This window comes from Pseudomonas tensinigenes (assembly GCF_014268445.2).
Taxonomy (GTDB): domain Bacteria; phylum Pseudomonadota; class Gammaproteobacteria; order Pseudomonadales; family Pseudomonadaceae; genus Aquipseudomonas; species Aquipseudomonas tensinigenes.
Window position 1 is genome coordinate 4387294 of record NZ_CP077089.1, and the last position, 20190, is coordinate 4407483.

Genomic DNA, 20190 nt, shown 5'->3' on the forward strand with positions numbered 1-20190 from the left:
ATTTGGCGTGAAAATCGTTGAAAGCGCGGGGAACAGGCGTTCATTGCTGAACACATTTGAACAGTCGGGCGATTGACAATGAACAATAGTGAACAACACTCTATGAACGCTTTTTGCCCGATCTCATGGACGCCGAAGATCCCTGTAGGAGTGAGCCTGCTCGCGATAGCGGTGTGTCAGTCAATGCAATTTTGTCTGATAGACCGCTATCGCGAGCAGGCTCACTCCTACAGGGATCGGTGTTGGTTTCAAAGATCGGGTTCATAACAACAATAAAAATCGCTGCATCAGAGGCCCACTGCCATGGCCGCACCTGCCCCGCCGCTGTCCCACGACGCGATCGTCCAGACTTCCTGGCAACGTTGCCGCGCGTTCGGTCTTGACCACCAAAGCACGCCGGCCTTCGATCAACTGCCCGCCGCCGGCATCGCGCAGTTGCTCGACAGCCATCATTCGCTGGTGCAGACCACGCACCAGGAAGTCCTGCCCTATTACGAAAACATCCTCAGCAATTCCAACTGCCTGATCATGCTCGCCGACAATCAGGGCCAGGTCCTGACCTCGTGGGGCACGCAGCGCTTTATCGAGCCGAATCTGGCCCGGGGTTTTCAGGCTGGGGCGAGCTGGATGGAGCGCTGCAGCGGCACCAATGCGATCGGCACGGCACTGGCCTGTGAACAAGCGGTGCATATCGAACACGATGAACACTTTCTGAAAGCCAACCGTTTCATGACCGGTTCCGCCGCGCCGATTTTCGACGCTGAGCGCAAGGTCATTGCCGTGCTCGACGTGTCCAGCGACAGCTATCTGCCGCCCTCGCACACTTTGGGCATGGTCAAGATGATGAGCCAGACCGTGGAGAACCGGCTGATCCTCAATCTGTTTCACGGCCAGCATTTTCAGCTGACCTTCAACACCGGGTTGAACAACCTCGACAGTCAGTGGGCCGGGTTGTTGATTTTTGATGAGAGCGGACAGGTGCTGTCGGCCAATCGCCGCGCCGACAATCTGCTCGGCCTGCGTTTGTCGCGGGTCAGCGTTGAAAGTCTGTTCAAGGTGTCGCTGCTGGAGTTGATCAACCAGCCGGACGGGTTGCCGTTCGCCTTGCAGACCTCCGGGCGTAACCGCTTTCAGTGTTTGTTGAAGCGGCCGAAGCAGGCGTCGATTCAGCCGCGCGTGTTTGCTGCTGAACCGAAAACCGCCGCGCCCACCCCCATCAGCCTCAACACTCTGCACTTCGGCGACGCTCGCGTGGAAAAAGCCGTGCGTCAGGCTGAGCGTTTGCTGGAGAAAGACATTCCGTTGCTGATCCATGGCGAAACCGGGGTTGGCAAGGAAGTTTTCGTCAAAGCCCTTCATCAAGCAAGCTCCCGCAGTAAACAGGCATTTATCGCCGTCAACTGCGCGGCGATCCCCGCCGAACTGGTCGAGTCCGAGTTATTCGGTTACGAGAAAGGCGCGTTCACCGGCGCCAACCAGAAAGGCAGCATCGGCCTGATTCGCAAGGCGGATAAAGGCACGCTGTTCCTTGATGAAATTGGCGATATGCCGCTGCCGACGCAGGCGCGGTTACTTCGGGTGTTGCAGGAGCGTTGTGTACAACCGGTGGGCAGCAGCGAGTTGTTTGCGGTGGATTTGCGGATTATCTCGGCGACTAACCGTTCGTTGCGCGAGCAAGTGCAATTGGGCCGGTTTCGTGAGGATTTGTATTACCGCATTGGTGGGTTGACGCTGGAGCTACCGCCGCTGCGGGAGCGCAGTGATAAGGAGGCGTTGTTTAAACGACTGTGGGAACAGCATCGTGAGCCGACGCAGTGGGCGGGGTTGAGCCAGGAAGTGTTGGAGTTGTTCAGCCGTCATCCGTGGCCGGGGAATTTGCGTCAGGTCAGTAGCGTGATGCAGGTGGCGTTGGCGATGGCTGAGGAGCAGCCGGTGAGGCTGGAGCATTTGCCGGATGATTTTTTTGTCGATCTGGAGATGGAACCGGTGGAGAGCGCGGCGCCGTTGGGGGTTGATTTGAATGATGTCGAGGCGTTGAACCGGGAGTTGAAAGCGGCTGGGGGGAATATTTCGCACTTGGCACGGCGGTTGGGGGTGAGTCGGAACACGCTTTACAAGCGGCTGCGGCAGATTGAGGGTTGAGTGAATCCCGTTCCCCTCACCCCAGCCCTCTCCCGGAGGTAGAGGGAGCCGACCGAGGTGTCTGGCGTTGTACATCGACCTGAAAAAACCAGTCGATTATGGATTCAAAGCAGCACGTTCAGGTCGGCGTATCTCGTGAACATCCCCCAATCAGTCCCCTCTCCTGCGGGAGAGGGCTAGGGTGAGGGCGAAAATTCCGGCTCAACATGCGCAACCGAAGCCGCCTCCAATGTCCGCAGCCCCAACAACACAACAACCACCATCATGATCCCTGCACCAATGGCCACGCCGAATCCCGCCCGCGCACCCCACGCATCAATGACCAGCCCCGCCAGCATGCCGCCCAGCGCGACGCCGATGCTTATACCCGTGGTCATCCACGTCAGCCCTTCGGTGATCCGCGACGGCGGGATGATGATCGTCCCCAGCTTCATGACCACGACCATCGTCGGCGCAAACGAGATGCCGGCGATAAACAGCGCCGCTGTCAGCACATAAACATCCGTTGCAAAAACAGGCAAAACGCCGGTGAACGCCGTGACCAATATCCCGATCAGGAACTGTTTTTCGATCGCCAGAGAAAGCCTCAGCGCACCGAACGTCAAACCCGCCACCAGTGAACCGAACGCATAAGCAGCGAGGATGAAAGTCGCCGACGCTGGCCAGCCTTGTGCATTGGCGAAAGCCACAACAGCCACATCGATTGCTCCGCCAATGACCCCCATCGCCAACAACGCGAGGACAATGGTGCGCACACCAGGGATCAGCAAGGTCGAGCCGCTATGGCTGGCGTGACCCACGACAACCTTGGGTTCAGTCTGGCGTTGCAGGAGAAACGCCGTGACTCCGACGGCCAGCAGCCCGACCGCGACCAGTGGCCCGGCCTCGGCAAAAAAACTAACGCTCAAGCCAATCGCCAGCGGCGGGCCGATAATGTAGGCCATTTCGGTGAGGACCGTGTCCAGCGAGAACGCCGTGTGCAACTGCGGCTTGCCCCGGAACAACTGCGACCATCGCGCGCGGATCATCGACGGCATGCTCGGCATCGTCCCCGCCAGTGCCGCCAGAACAAACAGCAGTGCGGCTGGAGCGCGCAAGTAGACGGCGGTGATCAGCGCCAGCAGCATGGCAATGCTGAACGCGGTGACGACGGGCAGTACGCGACTCTGGCCATGTTGGTCGACCAGTCTCGAGATGTAAGGGCCGAGCAGTGCATTGGCCAGGGTGAACGTCCCGGCGACGGTGCCGGCCAGCCAGTAAACCCCGGTTTGCTGGACCAGCATGGTGATGATGCCAATGCCGATCATTGCCTGCGGCAAGCGTGCGATAGAACTCGCGAGCACTAGCCCGGTGGCGCCGGGGGTCGTTAGCAGTTCGCGATAGTGATTGGCCATGGTGTTTCCCTTACATGATCGTCACCGCTCAGCATCCGGCTGAACGCGTTGCCGACATCAAGACCTACGCGAACGCCAAAAGCAACCCTCACTGTAGAGACCGGTACATCCTTTACAAATTAGACCGGGGACATCGTTTACACCTTTACAGGCTTGAAACGCGTTTTGCGCCGCTTTCAAGCCTGCCTAAACAGTGGCTGCAAAGGTACAGTTCCCAAGCGTCATCAGCCACTTCCTTCAGCGCGATGTCCTCTCCAATCAGAGCCTCTCCTAGAAAAATCAGCTGTCCTTTCCATTTAATTTCCCCATTTGACCGAACCTTGCGCACTTCAACATCGGAACCGTATTCAAGCGCAGGCAAGTAACCGGGATAAGCGCGTGTCGACGGGCTATAGACAGATGCCGGCGGTTTCATGCCCAGCGCGGTGTGCGGTCGGTGGTGGTTGAAGTCTTGGATGAAGTCCTGAAAAGCCAACTGCTGGCGCACCAGGTTTTCCGCCGGTGGCACTGCTGCCTTTAGCGTTCGATGCATCCGTTCATGTCGACCATTTTGGTCGGGACGGCCAGGCGTAATCGTTTCGACATGGATTCCAAGCCTGATGAACCAAACCGATAACTTCGAAAGTCGCGCCAGACCTGTCGACGCAAAAGGAGCGCCATTGTCAGTGCGGATCACATCCGGCAGCCCATATTCTCGAAAAGCCCACTCGAAGCCTTCCCGCGTAGGCGCTCCGTGCGTACTGGGCAAAGCGCGACAGACGAATAAAAAACGGCTCATCTGATCGGTAATGGTCAGCGGATAGCACCAATTACCGTCCTGCATTTTGAACTGCCCTTTGTAATCAGCACACCAAGTCTGGTTGGGCGCGTCGACCGGACGCAAATGTGTTGGAGCACGGGGACGCGGGGGATAGGGCCGTCGCGCCACCACCAAACCAGCTTTCTTCAACCACTCCCCGGCGGTACTCGCCGCCGGCCATTGGATATGCGGATCGGAATCGCGCAGGCGACCAATGATCTGCTTGGGTCCCCGATCGGGATGTTCGTTTTTCTTGGCCAGCAGCGTGGCAATGATTTCGTCGGGCGTTTGATGAGGACAGTTCAACGGCTTGCGCGATTGCTCTTTCAAGCCATCTACGCCCAACGCTGCATATCGTTCCAGCCATTTGTCGATGGTTGGACGGCTGACGCCATAGCGCCGGCTTAATTGGCTCTTGGTGTAGCTGCCGCCAAGCCAGTCACTGACTAACTTCACTCGTTGATCCATTGGGGACTCTTGATTCCAGGGCATGGTCAGCACCTCCTGACCATGATTAATACCTGTAAACCATGTCCCCGGTCTCAAACGTAAAGGATGTACCCGGTCTTTACCCACCCCAGCCCTCTCCCGGGGGGAGAGGGCGTTGACCGAGGTGTCTGGCGTTGTGCAGCGACCTGAAAGACCTAGTCGGTTATGGATTTAGTACGGTGCATTGAGGTCGGAGGATCTCTTTGACGCCATTCCCCTCACCCCAGCCCTCTCCCAGAGGGAGAGGGAGCTGACCAAGGTGTCTGGCGTTGTACATCGACCTGAAAAAACCAGTCGATTATGGATTCAAAGCAGCACGTTCAAGTCGGTGTATTTCCTGAACATCCCCCAATCGGTCCCCTCTCCCTCCGGGAGAGGGTTAGGGTGAGGGGCTCTTTCTCGCGACCAAACAAAAACCCGCACAAGGCGGGTTTTGTTTTAAAGCCGATAAGACAATCAGTCAGCCAGACGCCAAGTAGTACCACCCTTGCCGTCTTCCAACACAACACCCATAGCGGTGAGCTGATCACGAATACGATCCGACTCAGCCCAATCCTTACCCGCACGCGCCGCCAGACGCGCCGCAATCAGCGCATCAACCTCTGCCGCATCGACACGCCCTTCAGCGCCCGCCTGCAAAAAGTCATCGGCTTCGAGCTGCAACACACCCAACACACTCGCCAGCTCTTTCAGACGTGCCGCCAGACCCGCCGCCGCATCAAGATCGCTCTCGCGCAGACGGTTGATCTCACGCACCATCTCAAACAGCACGGCACAAGCTTCCGGCGTACCGAAGTCGTCGTTCATCACCGTGGTGAAACGCTCGACGAAGGCTTCGCCGCCCGCCGGTGCCACGGTCGGCAGGCCTTTCAAAGCATGGTAGAAACGCTCCAACGCCCCTTTGGCGTCCTTGAGGTTGTCTTCCGAGTAGTTGATCGCGCTGCGGTAGTGGCTCGACACCAGCAGGTAACGCACGACTTCCGGGTGGTACTTTTCCAGCACGTCGCGAATGGTGAAGAAGTTGTTCAAGGACTTGGACATCTTCTCGCCATTGATGCGAATCATGCCGCAATGCATCCACGCGTTGGCGTAGGTCTTGCCGGTGGCCGCTTCGCTCTGGGCGATTTCGTTTTCGTGGTGCGGGAACTCGAGGTCGCTGCCGCCGCCATGAATGTCGAAGGTCTCGCCGAGGCAGCAGGTGGACATCACCGAGCACTCGATGTGCCAGCCCGGACGCCCGGCGCCCCATGGCGATTCCCAGCTCGGCTCACCCGGTTTGGCGGCTTTCCACAGCACGAAGTCGAGCGGGTCCTGTTTCGACTCGTCGACTTCGATGCGGGCGCCGATGCGCAGGTCTTCGATTTTCTTGCGCGACAGTTTGCCGTAGCCCATGAACTTGGCGACGCGGTAGTACACGTCGCCGTTGCCCGGGGCGTAGGCGTAACCCTTGTCGATCAAGGTCTGGATCATCGCGTGCATGCCCGGAATATGATCCGTGGCGCGCGGCTCCATGTCCGGCTTCTTGATGTTCAGGCGCGCTTCGTCTTCGTGCATCGCGGCGATCATGCGATCGGTCAACGCTTCGAACGATTCACCGTTCTCGTTGGCGCGGTTGATGATCTTGTCGTCGATGTCGGTAATGTTGCGCACATAGGTCAGGTCGTAACCGCTGAACCGCAACCAGCGGGTCACCAGGTCGAACGCGACCATGCTGCGGCCGTGGCCCAGGTGGCAGTAGTCGTACACGGTCATCCCGCAGACGTACATGCGCACCTTGTTGCCATCCAGCGGCTTGAAGACTTCTTTGCTCTTGGTGAGCGTGTTGTAGATCGTTAGCACGTTAAATCCCTTGAATCACTGGCCCCACGAATCACGCAGGGTCACGGTACGGTTGAATACCGGCTGACCTGGTTTCGAGTCCTTCAAATCGGCAACGAAGTAACCTTCGCGCTCGAACTGGAAACGGTCTTCCGGCTGTGCATTGCCAAGCGATGGCTCAGCACGACAACCGGTGAGTACCTGCAGCGAATCAGGGTTGATGTTGTCGAGGAAACTCGCGCTGTCTTCGGCCTTCTCAGGGTTGGCCGAACGGAACAGGCGATCGTACAGACGCACTTCGCACTCGACGCTGGCCGCGGCCGGCACCCAGTGGATCACGCCTTTGACCTTGCGGCCTTCAGGGTTCTTGCCGAGGGTTTCCGGGTCGTACGAGCAACGCAGTTCGACGATGTTGCCATCGGCGTCCTTGATCGCTTCGTCGGCACGGATCACGTAGCTGCCGCGCAGACGCACTTCACCGGCCGGTTCCAGGCGCTTGTAGCCCTTCGGCGGCTCTTCCATGAAATCGTCACGGTCGATGTAGATTTCCCGGGCGAATGGCAGCGCACGCACGCCCATGTCTTCTTTCGGGTGGCGCGGCAGTTCGAGGTTCTCGACCTGGCCTTCCGGGTAGTTGGTGATGACGACTTTCAGCGGACGCAGCACGCACATGGCGCGCGGTGCGGTGTGATCGAGGTCGTCACGGATGCTGAACTCGAGCATGCCGAAGTCGACCACGCCGTCGGAACGGTTGGTGCCGATCATTTCGCAGAAGTTGCGGATCGATTTCGGCGTGTAACCACGGCGGCGGAAGCCCGACAGCGTGGACATGCGCGGATCGTCCCAGCCGTTGACGTGCTTTTCATCGACCAGCTGCTTGAGCTTGCGCTTGCTGGTGATGGTGTAGTTGAGGTTCAGACGGCTGAACTCGTACTGACGCGGGTGCGCCGGCACTGGCAACGCGTCGAGGAACCACTCGTACAGCGGACGATGGCTTTCGAATTCCAGGGTGCAGATCGAGTGGGTGATGCCTTCGATGGCGTCCGACTGACCGTGGGTGAAGTCGTAGTTCGGGTAGATGCACCACTTGTCGCCGGTCTGATGGTGATGGGCGTGACGGATGCGATACATGATCGGGTCGCGCAGGTTCATGTTCGGCGAGGCCATGTCGATCTTCGCGCGCAGCACACGGGCGCCGTCCGGGAACTCACCGGCGCGCATACGGGCGAACCAGTCGAGGTTTTCTTCTACCGAACGGTCGCGGAACGGGCTGTTCTTGCCCGGCTCGGTCAGGCTGCCACGGTATTCCTTGGCCTGCTCTGGGGTCAGGTCGTCAACGTAGGCCTTGCCGGCCTTGATCAGCTCGACGGCCCAGTCGTGCAACTGGTCGAAATACTGCGAGGCGTAGCGCACTTCGCCGGACCACTCGAAGCCCAGCCATTTGACGTCGCTTTCGATCGCGTCGATGTATTCCTGGTCTTCCTTGGCCGGGTTGGTGTCGTCGAAACGCAGGTGCGTGACGCCGCCGAACTCCTGAGCCAGGCCGAAGTTCACGCAGATCGACTTGGCGTGGCCGATGTGCAGGTAGCCGTTGGGCTCAGGCGGGAAACGGGTGACGATCTGCGTGTGCTTGCCCGAGTCCAGGTCTGCCTGGATGATCGGCCGCAGGAAATTGACCGGCACGGCAGGGCCGGACTTGGCATTCGAGGTAGGGTCGACAGTGGGCTTGCTCATAGGATCCTTGACTTACATGTGCGCGGCCGCAGAGGGGGCCAGACAAAACAAAGCCGCTATCATAGCCGATGCTGTCAAGGGGCTGACAGAGCACGGCCTATAAAGGAGCGCATTTAATCGCAGGGATTTGGAAAAACAGCCTCGAAATTCGCGCCTGTCACGCTAAACTGCGCACCTTGGCCGAAGCAGGCTGAACCGGTTTCGGGACTTTGTGTCCGGAAACCACGAATTCCTTATAAAGAGTAGCGATCATGACTCAAGTTAAATTGACCACCAATCATGGCGACATCGTCATCGAACTGAACGCTGAAAAGGCGCCGATCACCGTCGCCAACTTCATCGAGTACGTCAACGCCGGTCACTACGAAAACACCGTTTTCCACCGTGTCATCGGTAACTTCATGATCCAGGGCGGCGGTTTCGAGCCAGGCATGAAAGAAAAGAAAGACAAGCGTCCAAGCATCCAGAACGAAGCTGACAACGGTCTTTCCAACGACAAATACACCGTTGCCATGGCCCGCACCATGGAGCCGCATTCGGCTTCCGCGCAGTTCTTCATCAACGTTGCCGACAACACCTTCCTCAACCACAGCGGCAAGAACGTGCAAGGCTGGGGCTACGCAGTATTCGGTAAAGTGACCGCTGGCACCGACGTTGTCGACAAGATCAAAGGTGTTTCGACCACCTCCAAGTCCGGCCACCAGGACGTACCAGCAGACGACGTGATCATCGAGAAAGCCGAGATCATCGAAGCGTGATATTGCTGATTTCAGACTTGCATCTGGAAGAGGAGCGCCCGGACATTACCCGGGCGTTTCTGGATTTGCTCGCCGGACGCGCCCGCTCGGCGAGTGCGTTGTACATTCTCGGCGACTTCTTCGAAGCGTGGATTGGCGACGACGCCATGACACCTTTCCAGCGTTCCATCTGCCAGGCCCTGCGCGAATTGAGCGACAGCGGCACGGCGATTTTTCTAATGCACGGCAATCGCGACTTCATGCTCGGCAAGGCCTTCTGCAAGCAGGCCGGCTGTACGTTGTTGAAGGACCCGAGTGTCGTGCAGTTTTACGGCGAGCCCGTGCTGTTGATGCATGGCGACAGCCTGTGCACCCGCGACGTCGGCTATATGAAGCTGCGGCGTTATCTGCGTAACCCGATCACCCTGTTTATCCTGCGTAACCTGCCCTTGAGCAGCCGCCACAAACTGGCGCGCAAACTGCGCAGCGAGAGCAAGGCGCAGACGCGGATGAAGGCTAATGACATTGTCGATGTCACGCCTGAGGAGATTCCGCGGATCATGCAGGAATACGGCGTGAAAACCCTGATTCATGGGCACACTCATCGCCCGGCGATCCACAAGTTGCAGCTCGGTGAGCAAGCGGCGAAGCGGATTGTGCTCGGGGATTGGGATCGGCAGGGTTGGGCGTTGCAGGTGGATGAGAGCGGGTATGCCTTGGCGCCGTTCGACTTCGCCCCGCCACTGGCTTTGCCGCACGGCTGAAGATCGCCACCCCCTCACCCCAGCCCTCTCCCCCAGGGGGGCGAGGGGGAAAGGGAGCCGACCGAGTGCAGTTCAAAACCCGCGATCGACTCACAATCTCAAATCATGCTTTCCCCAAACCGGAGTTCAACTCGGTGGCTCAGGTCGGCGTACCTCGAAAGAAAACTTCGGTCAGTCCCCTCTCCCTCGGGGAGAGGGCTAGGGTGAGGGGCTTTTGACTTTAGTGCCCTGAAGCCGCAGGCCCCGCCTTGGCAGCAAACGGCGGTTTCGCCAGCCACACAATCAGAATCAACCCCATGAACCCCCAGCCCAGCAACGTGAAGTAATCCACGGTGGAGAGCATGTACGCCTGACTGGTGAGGATCTGATCCATCTGCGCATAAGCCGATTGGCTCGCCCCGCCCAAGTGATTCAAGGTCTCGCGCGTCGCCGGCTCGAAGGTGCTGATGCTCTCACTCATATACGCATGATGCTGATCCGCGCGGCGAATCCAGATCCACGTGGTCAGCGACGCCGCAAAGCTACCGCCCAACGTCCGCAGGAAAGTCGCCAGACCGGCACCGTCGGCAATCTGACTCGGCGGCAGGTCCGACATCAGAATGCTCAAAGTCGGCATAAAGAACAGCGCCACACCAATGCCCATGAACAACTGCACCAGCGCGATATGCTGGAAGTCGACCTCGTTGGTGAATCCGGCCCGCATGAAGCAACTCAGACCAATCGCCAGAAACGCCAGCCCGGCCAGCAAACGCAGGTCGAACTTGTTCGCGTACTTGCCGACAAACGGCGACAGCAGCACCGGCAGAATGCCGATCGGCGCGACGGCCAGACCGGCCCAGGTCGCGGTGTAGCCCATTTGCGTCTGCAACCACTGCGGCAGGATCAGGTTGATGCCGAAGAACCCGGCGTAACCCAGCACCAACACCAACGTGCCGATGCGGAAGTTACGGTGCGCAAACAATCGCAGGTTGACCACCGGATGCTGGTCGGTCATTTCCCAGATAACGAACACCGCCAGCGCGATCACCGAAATCGCCGCGCCGATGATGATGAAGTTCGACTCGAACCAATCCAGGTCATTGCCCTTGTCGAGGATCACCTGCAACGCGCCAACACCAATGATCAGCGTAATCAGGCCGACGTAATCCATCGGCTGACGGCTGGTTTCCACCGGACGTTTGGCCAGTTGCGAACGCACCACCATCACCGCAAAGATGCCGATCGGCACGTTGATGAAGAAGATCCACGGCCAGCTGTAACTGTCAGTAATCCAGCCGCCAAGAATCGGCCCGGCAATCGGCGCGACCACCGTGACCATCGCCAGCAACGCCAGGGCCATACCTCGCTTCGCGGGCGGATACACCGCGATCAACAAAGTTTGCGTCATCGGATACAGCGGCCCGGCGACCAGACCTTGCAGCACGCGGAAGCCAATCAGTTCCGGCATCGACGTCGAGATACCGCAGAGAAACGAGGCCAGCACGAACAAAATGGTGGCCCACAAAAACAGCTTCACCTCGCCGAAACGGCGGCTGAGCCAACCGGTCAGCGGCAGCGCAATCGCGTTGCTCACGGCGAACGAAGTGATCACCCAGGTGCCCTGCTCCGAACTCACCCCCAGGTTGCCGGAAATCGTCGGCAGTGCCACGTTGGCGATGGTGGTGTCGAGCACTTGCATGAACGTCGCCAGCGACAGGCCGATGGTGCTGAGCAACAGGCTGGGCGGCGTGAAAGAGGCGTTATTGCTCATTGTGAATCCTATGAAACCAGGTTGACGCCGCCCTCTTGTGGGAGCGAGCTTGCTCGCGAAGGCGGCCTGTCAGACAAAACAATGCTGAATGACACACCGCTTTCGCGAGCAAGCTCGCTCCCACAGGGTCAGGTGTGATCTCAGCGTTGCGCGGTTTTGCTCACCGCGGCGCTGTTGTCGTGGATCAGCTGCGCAATCATCGCGTCGGCTTCGGCCAGTTGGCGGTCGTAGACGTTGGTGCTGAACGAGGCCTTTTGTGGAGGCTGCTGCGCCAATACCGGGCCGCTCTGGTCGTGCAGGTTCACTTCAACATTGGTCGACAGACCAACGCGCAGCGGATGCTTGGCCAGTTCTTCGGCGTTGATGTGAATGCGCACCGGCACACGCTGAACGATCTTGATCCAGTTACCGGTGGCGTTCTGCGCGGGCAGCAGGGCGAACGCGCTACCGGTGCCAGCGCCGAGGCTGTCGACGGTGCCGCTGTATTTCACGTCGCTGCCGTAGATGTCGGATTCGATATCGACCGGCTGACCGATGCGCATGTCACGCAACTGGGTTTCCTTGAAGTTGGCGTCGATCCACAGTTGATCCAGCGGAATCACCGCCATCAACGCCGTGCCCGGCTGCACGCGCTGACCGAGTTGCACGGTGCGCTTGGCGACGTAACCGGTGACCGGCGCGATCAAGGTGCTGCGGGCATTGGTCAGATACGCCTGACGCAGATCGGCGGCGGCCGACATCACGTCAGGATGCGACGACACCACGGTGTCATCGACCAGCGCGCTGGTGGTTTTCAGTTGCTGCTTGGCGTTGGCCAGGGCGTTTTGCGCCGAGGTCAGGTCGTCGCGAGCGTGGGACAGTTCTTCCTGGGAAATCGCCCCGCCCTGCGCCAGGTTTTTCCGGCGGTTGTAGTTGTCCTGGGCTTTCTGCACTTCGGCCTGTTGCGCGTTGACCTGGGCTTTCATGCCATCAACGTTGCTGTACAGACCGCGCACCTGACGTACGGTGCGCGCCAGTTTTGCCTGCGCACTTTGCAGGCCGACTTCAGCGTCGTTCGGGTCGAAGTTGATCAGCACCTGACCTTCGTGAACCAGATCACCATCGTCAGCACCGATGCTGACCACGGTGCCGGTCACCAGCGGGGTGATTTCGACGACGTTGCCGTTGACGTAGGCGTCGTCGGTGCTTTCGTTAAAGCGCCCGATGAATTCGTGATACGCCCAGACGCCGGCGCAGGCGAGTGCAACCACAACAGCCAGCACCAGCAGCATGACTTTGCGTTTGCGCGGGTTGCCGGTGTCCGGGGTGTTGCCTTGAGCTTGGGTGTTTTCGGCAGTGGCCATGACAATTACCTTGAATTAGTTGTGCGGCGTGGCTGGGCTGGCGTTGGCTGCGGTCAGGGTGTCACCCTGGAAGCCGCCGCCCAGCGCTTGCATCAGTTGAATCGACAGGTCGATCTGCTCGGCATTGAGGTTGGCCAGTTGACGCTGGGCCTGGAGCAATTGCTGCTCGATGCTGAGCACGTCCAGGTAGTTGCCGATGCCGGAACCGTAACGCTGGACGACGGTGTTGTAAGAATCCTGAGCGATGTCGGTGGCGTGTTGCTGCGCACCGATTTGCCGGCCGATGTCACACAACTGGTTGATCGTGTCGCTGACATCGCCCAGTGCTTTCACCAGGCTTTTGTTGTACTGCGCCACCGCCAGATCGTAATCGGCGTCGCGAGCATCGAGGTTGGCGCGCAGGCGTCCGCCGTCGAAGATCGGCACCGAAATGGTCGGGGCAATGTTGAAGAAGCGACTGGCCGAACCGAACATCGCATCACCCAACAAGGACTCGGCACCGGCCGAGGCCGACAGGTTCAGGTTCGGATAGAACTGGGTTTTCGCCGAGTCGATATCCTTGCTCGCCGCTTCTACACGCCAGCGCGCAGCGACCAGATCCGGGCGCCGACCGAGCAGTTCCGCAGGCAATACCGACGGCACAGCGACGGCGCTGGCTTGCAGCACTTTCGGCCGGGCAATTTCGTTGCCGCGATCCGGGCCTTTGCCGAGCAGCACGGCCAAGGCGATCTTGGCGCTGTTCAGGCGCTTTTCTGCGTCGATCAGGCTGGCTTCGGAACTGGCTTCCAGACTTTGCGTTTGCTGGAACTGGTACTGGCTGTCGATCCCGGAACTCAGGCGACGCTGGCTCAGGTCGAGCATCTGCTTGGTGCGTTTGAGGTCTTCGTTGGCCAGGTCATAAACGATGTGCGCCTGACCAAGATCGCTGTAGGCACGGGCGACATCGGCAGCCAGGGTCAACTCTGCAGCCTGACGGTCGACTTCAGCCGCGCGGGCCTGACCGAGTGCGGCTTCCCACGCGTCGCGCTGACCGCCCCACAGATCGAAGTTGTAATTGAAACCGGCGCTGATATTGCGCACCGTCGAATAAGCCCCGCCCTGCCCCAGCGGATCCTGATCGCGAGCCAGACGCGAACGGCTGATGCCGGCGCTGGCGTCGAGGGTCGGATAACGTTCGGCATCGGCGGCATACGCGGCGGCGCTGGCCTGATGCGCGCGGGCTTCAGCGATCTGCATGTCCGGGCTGTCGTGCAGGGCTTCGCGGATCAAGCCGTCGAGTTGCGGATCGCCGAGGCTGGTCCACCAGTCGCTTTTCGGCCATGCGGCTGGCGACAGGGTCACGCCGTTGAGGGATTGGCCGACTTTCAGGCTTTTCGCATCAAGGCTTTTGCCTTGAGTGTCGAGGCCACTGTAGTTGGCGCAACCGGCGAGGATCATCGCCGACAGCACCAGCGTCAGGCTGCTGCGCAAGGTTTTACCGCTCATTGTGTTCACCTAAGCGCTGGATGGTGATCGGGTCACCGGCTGCCAGCAGGATTTTCTTGAGGATGTATTCCAGGGTCTTCAACTCGTCCGGAGTGACGGCGCCGGCGAGTTCATTCATCGCATCGGCGCCGATGTGCGGCAGGCGATCGGCCAGTTGCTGGCCTTGTTCGGTCAGCTTGAGTTGCACCTGACGGCGATCGCCTTCGCTGCGCTGGCGAGCGAGGAAGCCTTTCTGCTCCAGACGATCAAGCATGCGCGTCATCGAACCGCTGTCCAGCGACAGATGCCGGCACAGCTCGGCCGGGGTATCGACGCCGAACTGAGCCATGATGATCAACACCTTAAACTGCGCGGCGGTGATGCCGTGGGGTTCCATGTGAGTGTCGATGATCCGGTCCTTGAGCAGCGCAGCACGGCCAAGCAACAGGCCGAGATGGCAATGTTTGAATTCGTCCGGGGTGAAATGCTTCATTTGCTCACCTAATAACTGCCTAGGCAGTGAATGTATGTCGAGATGTTACTGCCTAGGCAGCGAATGTCAATGGAATAGTTAGGAGGCTTGGTAATTAGTTGACCAGTGGAGTGGGTTTTTGTGTTGCATGGGCGACCGCATTCTAGGAATCGCCTGATGTCCAGGCTCGAGTGCCGTGGCTAACGTACGCCGCTCATCGGCCGACACGTAAAGCCCTACTAATGAAGCGTTTCAAACTCCACCGCCCGCTCCTGCTCTCTATCGCAGTCACTCTGTTTGCCTGCGCTTCGAACGCGATGGCCGGCAGTTGTGTGGTAGTCGACTCAAAACTCGACACGCTCAACTTCGGCGCCAGCCTGGCCAGTTCAACCCTGACCATTCCTGCCGACACACCCAATGGCACCGTGGTTTATCAGGACACCGTGCAGTCGACCGCTCACATCTGGAGCTGCTCAAAGACGTCCATGTTCGGCATTCTGATGAATCCGAAGTTAGGCACCGCCAGCGGTACGGAAACTCTTTTTCCGTTAGGCAAAAGCGGGCTTTCCTACCGGGTCTGGTTTGCCGCGCTACACCGCTACCAATCAGCGCCGCAGGCCATCCCGCCCAACACCAGCTATGGCTTCGGTGCAAACTCGGTGCGCCTGGAAATCGTCAAGACCGGCGAGCTGGCGTCGAAAGTCAACATCGATGCGGGGTATCTGGGCAGCCTGCAGGACGATGATCTGATCCTGAAAAAACTCAACCTGATGAACCCCATCGTACTGAACGCCGCCTCCTGCGAGACACCTTCCGTCCCGGTGGCCATGGGCGACGATTATCAACTTCATGAATTTCGCGAAGCCGGCGCCAAGCCGCGCACGGTGCGCTTCGATATCGCCCTGAACCAATGCCAGACCGGCATCAAGAAAGTCACCTATTCGCTCAAGGCCAACACGCCAGTGATCGACGCGACCAAGGGCATCGTCGCACTGAATGCCGGGTCCACCGCCAAAGGCATCGGCCTGCAAGTGATGAATGAAGCGGGCCAGCCGATCGCTTTCGACACGACCTACCCGTTCGATGCTTTCAACACCACCGGGCTCAACTTCAAGATCCCGTTGTCAGCCGCTTATTACCGCCTGGGCAATGAAGAACTCAGCGCGGGCAGCGCCAATACCGAAGTGACTTTCATCGTCAATTACTTGTGAAGTCTTTAAGAATCGTCTGATTTTCGCCGCCCCCGGCCCCCCCTACTGTGCCGGCATGCGATTGAAGAATTACCTCCACCAGATCAGCCCGGTCCTGTCCACGCCCCATGCTGCGCGACGTTTGTTGCGCATTTTTGCGTGGGTGTTGCTGGTGGGCATCCTCGGTGGCGTGTACAGCTTTCTGCTGTTCACCTTCAACAATGAGATCTCCCAGCGGCGCAGCTACATGAGCAGCGCCATTGCCGAGGCGCATACGTTTTTCACTACGCGCGAGGCGCTGCTGGAAAGCCTGAGTTTGTCGGCGACTCGGCAGACTGCGTTAAGCGCGCCGCTGTCCGAAGAGGAAATTCGACTGTTGCTCGGACAACCCCCGGGCAAGCAATGGAGCATCTGGCTGACCCAGCGCATGCGCGACTACCTGCAGGCGCGCAAACTGAACCTGCTCTACGTCAGCAGCGGCGCCAAGGTGCAGGTCTGGCGTCTGTACAACACGACGCCCATGGCAGGCGATTTTCCGCGTGCGATGCTTGATCGCCTGGAAACCCTCAAGCGTGACAACACCAGCGCCCTCAAAGAAATCTGGCTGACCCACAATTCGCAAGGGCACTCGCAGCTGTACATTTTTATTCGTCTGGATGATCGCGACCTCGATTCCGGCTGGCTCGGTCTGGAAATGGACGACCGCGAAGTCTCCAGCGCATTGAGCGACCATAGCGCCGGCGAGTTCACCATGTTCAACTCGCAAGGCATGCCACTCTTCAGCAACAGCCACAAGCCGCCGCCCGGGCAGGATCTGCCGCTGTTGCGCCAACAGGATTTCTTCGGCTTCGTCGGAGACGGCTGGCTGCCCGAGCAATTGGTGTTGCGCAAACAGCTGAAATCGTCGGACTGGCAGTTGACCTATTCCATCGACTTGCTCGCAGTGTTGTGGGCGTTGTGGCCACAGATGCTTGGCGCGCTGGCCTTCTGCGTGGCCAGTATCAGCTTGGTCTGGCTGCTGATCCGGCGTCTGGAACATCGCTTCATCATGCCGACCCTGCAACGCATTCAAGCGTTGGTCGAAAGTGAGCTGTTCAGCCGCGACGTGATCCAGACCGCGCCAGTGGCGCTCTGCGTATTACGCCGCAGCGATGCTCAAGTGGTGCTGGAAAATACCCTCGCGCAGCAATGGCTGGGCGCCTGCAGCGAACAACTCGGCCCCGGCTGGATCCGGGCTGCATTCGCGGAAAACGCGCCATGCCTGACCGACTACTTCGAGACCGCCGACGGTCGCCACCTGTACCTGAGCTGCGCGCCGACCCGCTACAAGGGCGAAGACGTGTTGCTTTGCGCCTTCAGCGACATCAGCGCACGCCGACAGATCGAAGCGGCGCTGGAGCAGGCGCGCCAGTCGGCCGATGCCGCCAACGAAGCGAAAACCCTGTTTCTGGCGACCATGAGCCACGAAATCCGCACGCCGCTGTATGGCGTGCTCGGCACTCTGGAGTTGCTCGCTCGGACCCGGCTCGACGCTCAGCAGAAAGGTTACTTGCGAGCGATCGAAGGATCGTCGGCGACCCTGCTGCAATTGATCTGCGACGTGCTCGATGTGTCGAAAATCGAGGCCGGGCAATTGGCGCTGGAACTGAGTGATTTTTCCGTCGTGGCGCTCGCCCAAGAAGCCGTTCAAGGATACGCGGCGGCGGCACAGAGCAAAGGCTTGCAGCTGTACGCCTGCTTTGACCCGCAATTGCCCGACAGCTTGATCGGCGATGTCAGTCGCTTACGGCAGATCCTCAATAATCTGTTGAGTAACGCGGTCAAATTCACCGATTCCGGGCGCGTGGTGTTGCGGGTCAAAGTGCTGACCCGCGAAGGCGAACGCGTTTGCGTGCAATGGCAGGTCTCGGACACCGGGCGCGGGATTGCCCACGCGGATCAGGCCTTCATCTTCGAACCGTTCTACCAGACCCAAGGCAACAGCCATGAGGTTGCCGGTACCGGGCTGGGCCTGCCGATTTGCCTGCGCCTGACCCATCTGATGGATGGCACCCTGCGCATGGTCAGCGAGCCGGGGCTGGGCAGCAGTTTTTCCCTGACCTTGCCGCTGGAGCAGCGCTCGGGTAATGCGCAGCCTGAGGGCAAGGCGAAGCTCGCGGCCGATACCGTTTACGTGGTGTCGCCAGTGCGCGAGCTGGCCGAAAGCCTCGCTGGCTGGTTGCGCCGCTGGGGCGCTCTGCCGCATATCGGCGCACCGGCCAGCCACGACGGTGCCGACGATGGCGTGTTGCTTGAGTTGTGGCCTGCGCCGATGGAACAGCGCCGAGAACTGCGCTGGGCAGGGCCACGTATTCTGGCGAGCGGCGATGGCGCGTGGGAGTCGCTGAGCAAAGGCGACGGCTGGCTCGTCAACCTGAACGATCTGGCCGCGATCCGCCAGGCGGTGTGCCAAGCGCAGGGCGGTCCCGTCATCGAGCATCAACACCCCGCTCAAACCCAGGTGCTGGCGGCGTTACACCTGCACATCCTCGTCGCCGAAGACAATGCGATCAACCAACTGATCCTGCGTGACCAATTGCAGGAACTGGGCTGCACGGTGACGTTGGCCAGCGATGGCGAAGAAGCCTTGTCACTCTGGCAGGACGACAGCTTCGATGTCGTCCTGACTGACGTGAACATGCCACATCTCAACGGCTACGAACTGGCCAAGGCCCTGCGACACCTGGGCTGCACCACGCCGATCATCGGCGCCACCGCCAACGCCCTGCGCGGTGAAGAGGCGTTGTGCCTGGCCGCCGGCATGAATCACTGCCTGATCAAACCTTTCACGTTGCGAGCCTTGTCGACCGCACTGGCTCCCTACCAACGAGTCGCCGATGAAGTCCTCTAGCCTACTGATTGTCGAAGATCACCCATTTCAGCATCTGTACTTGCAGAACCTGTTCAATGCGCTGGGCGTGTTCGATCTGGAATTTGCCCGGGACGGCGAAGAAGCCCTGCACCGCCTGCAAAATCGCGAGTTCGATCTGGTGCTTACCGATCTGTTGATGCCGGGCATGGACGGCGTGCAGTTCATTCAGGGCCTCGCGATGCAGAAATCGCGCCCGGCACTGGCGATCATGAGCGCCGCCTCGCGGCGCATGCTGATGGGTGCGAGCCTGGTGGCGAGCAATCTGCAGGTGAAGGTCATCGGGCTGATTTCCAAACCGGTCAACAGCGCGGCATTGCACTGCCTGATCGAGCAGTTGCAGGCGTTGCGTCAGGACGCGCCTGTTGCCGCGCATACCGGTATTGATCGGCAGAGCATTTTGCGCGCGCTGGACAACGGTGAGCTGCAAGCCTGGTTTCAACCCAAGAAGGCGCTGGACAATGGCCGCATCGTCGCCGCCGAAGCACTGGTGCGCTGGGTGCACCCCGAACATGGCATGTTGTTACCGGGGTTATTTCTGCCGGTGCTGATCGCCCACGACCTTGAAGAACATCTGCTCTGGCGCATGCTGGAACAGGCGATTGCCGCCCAGGCAATATGGCGCCAGCAAGGCTATGACATTCCGGTGTCGATCAATCTGCCCACGCACTTGCTCAACAGCCACGACCTGCCCGATCGCATCCTCGCCTTTGTCCTGCAACACAACGGTCTGCCGGCGCGGATCTGTTTCGAGCTGATGGAATGCTCGGTGCCCGACGACATCAGCAATTTCTACGCCGGAGCCTGTCGCTTGCGGATCAAGGGTTTCGGCTTGTCTCAGGATGATTTCGGCAAAGGCTACAGCGCCTACATGAACCTGGTGTCGGCGCCGTTTACCGAGCTGAAAATCGACCGTGCACTGGTCCAGGGTTGCAACAGCAACGCCGAACTGGCGCAAGCGCTGACCAGCATCGTCACCCTGGGTCGGCAACTGGGCCTGACGGTGGTGGCCGAAGGCGTGGAAACCGCGCAAGAACTTGCTCTGTTGCGTAAGATCGACTGCACTCAGGTTCAGGGTTTCCTGATTTCCCACGCAGTGTCTTCGGAGCAGTTCCAGCAGTTGCTCAGCCACGACGGCCCGGCGAATGTCTGGTGACCGGCACAATGCAGTGGACAATCACCACTT

General features: G+C 59.6%; 14 protein-coding genes. 6 read left to right on the top strand and 8 right to left on the bottom strand.

The window, feature by feature from the left end; all coding sequences use genetic code 11:
- Positions 1 to 303 precede the first annotated feature (303 nt).
- Positions 304 to 2142 carry a sigma-54-dependent Fis family transcriptional regulator gene (locus tag HU718_RS19380; protein WP_186616502.1) on the top strand — a complete coding sequence of 613 codons (1839 nt, stop codon included), beginning with the start codon at positions 304 to 306 and terminating at the stop codon, positions 2140 to 2142.
- 176 nt (positions 2143 to 2318) lie between these two features.
- Here the strand turns inward: HU718_RS19380 and HU718_RS19385 are convergent, their stop codons facing one another.
- From HU718_RS19385 to HU718_RS19400, 4 genes are all read right to left on the bottom strand, one after another.
- Complete coding sequence (locus HU718_RS19385) at positions 2319 to 3536, bottom strand: MFS transporter (RefSeq protein WP_186616736.1); 1218 nt, start codon at positions 3534 to 3536, stop codon at positions 2319 to 2321.
- 145 nt (positions 3537 to 3681) lie between these two features.
- The gene (locus tag HU718_RS19390; protein ID WP_186616588.1) at positions 3682 to 4827 is read right to left on the bottom strand and encodes an integrase core domain-containing protein; all 1146 of its coding nucleotides are present in this window, start codon (positions 4825 to 4827) and stop codon (positions 3682 to 3684) included.
- A gap of 453 nt (positions 4828 to 5280) precedes the next feature.
- The gene (gene cysS, locus HU718_RS19395) at positions 5281 to 6663 is read right to left on the bottom strand and encodes a cysteine--tRNA ligase (RefSeq protein ID WP_186616195.1); all 1383 of its coding nucleotides are present in this window, start codon (positions 6661 to 6663) and stop codon (positions 5281 to 5283) included.
- A 15-nt stretch (positions 6664 to 6678) separates the two neighbouring features.
- A complete protein-coding gene (locus tag HU718_RS19400; RefSeq protein ID WP_034154737.1) occupies positions 6679 to 8376 on the bottom strand; it encodes a glutamine--tRNA ligase/YqeY domain fusion protein in 1698 nt (565 codons plus the stop codon).
- Between the two features lie 251 nt (positions 8377 to 8627).
- Between HU718_RS19400 and HU718_RS19405 the strand changes: the two genes are divergently transcribed.
- Together HU718_RS19405 and lpxH are read left to right on the top strand one after the other, a co-directional pair.
- On the top strand, positions 8628 to 9134 hold the full coding sequence (locus HU718_RS19405; RefSeq protein ID WP_186616196.1) for a peptidylprolyl isomerase: 507 nt from the start codon (positions 8628 to 8630) through the stop codon (positions 9132 to 9134).
- Positions 9131 to 9877 (top strand): UDP-2,3-diacylglucosamine diphosphatase, encoded by a 747-nt coding sequence (gene lpxH, locus HU718_RS19410; protein ID WP_034154735.1) that lies wholly within the window; start codon positions 9131 to 9133, stop codon positions 9875 to 9877. The genes HU718_RS19405 and lpxH overlap by 4 nt, the downstream gene beginning before the upstream one ends.
- A gap of 220 nt (positions 9878 to 10097) precedes the next feature.
- Here the strand turns inward: lpxH and HU718_RS19415 are convergent, their stop codons facing one another.
- The 4 genes from HU718_RS19415 to HU718_RS19430 form a co-directional block, all read right to left on the bottom strand.
- Positions 10098 to 11627 (bottom strand): DHA2 family efflux MFS transporter permease subunit, encoded by a 1530-nt coding sequence (locus HU718_RS19415; RefSeq protein WP_064389289.1) that lies wholly within the window; start codon positions 11625 to 11627, stop codon positions 10098 to 10100.
- Positions 11628 to 11767: 140 nt separating this feature from the next.
- On the bottom strand, positions 11768 to 12970 hold the full coding sequence (locus HU718_RS19420) for an HlyD family secretion protein (protein WP_008082123.1): 1203 nt from the start codon (positions 12968 to 12970) through the stop codon (positions 11768 to 11770).
- Positions 12971 to 12985: 15 nt separating this feature from the next.
- Positions 12986 to 14455: an efflux transporter outer membrane subunit gene (locus tag HU718_RS19425; protein WP_186616197.1), complete on the bottom strand. Its 1470-nt coding sequence runs from the start codon at positions 14453 to 14455 to the stop codon at positions 12986 to 12988.
- Positions 14445 to 14927 (bottom strand): MarR family winged helix-turn-helix transcriptional regulator, encoded by a 483-nt coding sequence (locus HU718_RS19430; protein WP_077573642.1) that lies wholly within the window; start codon positions 14925 to 14927, stop codon positions 14445 to 14447. Before HU718_RS19430 ends, HU718_RS19425 begins: the two co-directional genes overlap by 11 nt.
- 221 nt (positions 14928 to 15148) lie before the next feature.
- On the opposite strand from HU718_RS19430, the gene HU718_RS19435 reads away from it, so the two are divergent.
- From HU718_RS19435 to pvrR, 3 genes are read left to right on the top strand one after another with little or no spacing between them, the layout of a single operon-like run.
- The gene (locus tag HU718_RS19435) at positions 15149 to 16117 is read left to right on the top strand and encodes a fimbrial protein (protein ID WP_116030159.1); all 969 of its coding nucleotides are present in this window, start codon (positions 15149 to 15151) and stop codon (positions 16115 to 16117) included.
- 55 nt (positions 16118 to 16172) lie between these two features.
- Complete coding sequence (locus tag HU718_RS19440; RefSeq protein ID WP_116030160.1) at positions 16173 to 18986, top strand: ATP-binding protein; 2814 nt, start codon at positions 16173 to 16175, stop codon at positions 18984 to 18986.
- Positions 18973 to 20160 carry a response regulator cyclic di-GMP phosphodiesterase PvrR gene (gene pvrR, locus HU718_RS19445; RefSeq protein ID WP_116030161.1) on the top strand — a complete coding sequence of 396 codons (1188 nt, stop codon included), beginning with the start codon at positions 18973 to 18975 and terminating at the stop codon, positions 20158 to 20160. Before HU718_RS19440 ends, pvrR begins: the two co-directional genes overlap by 14 nt.
- Positions 20161 to 20190: the final 30 nt, after the last annotated feature.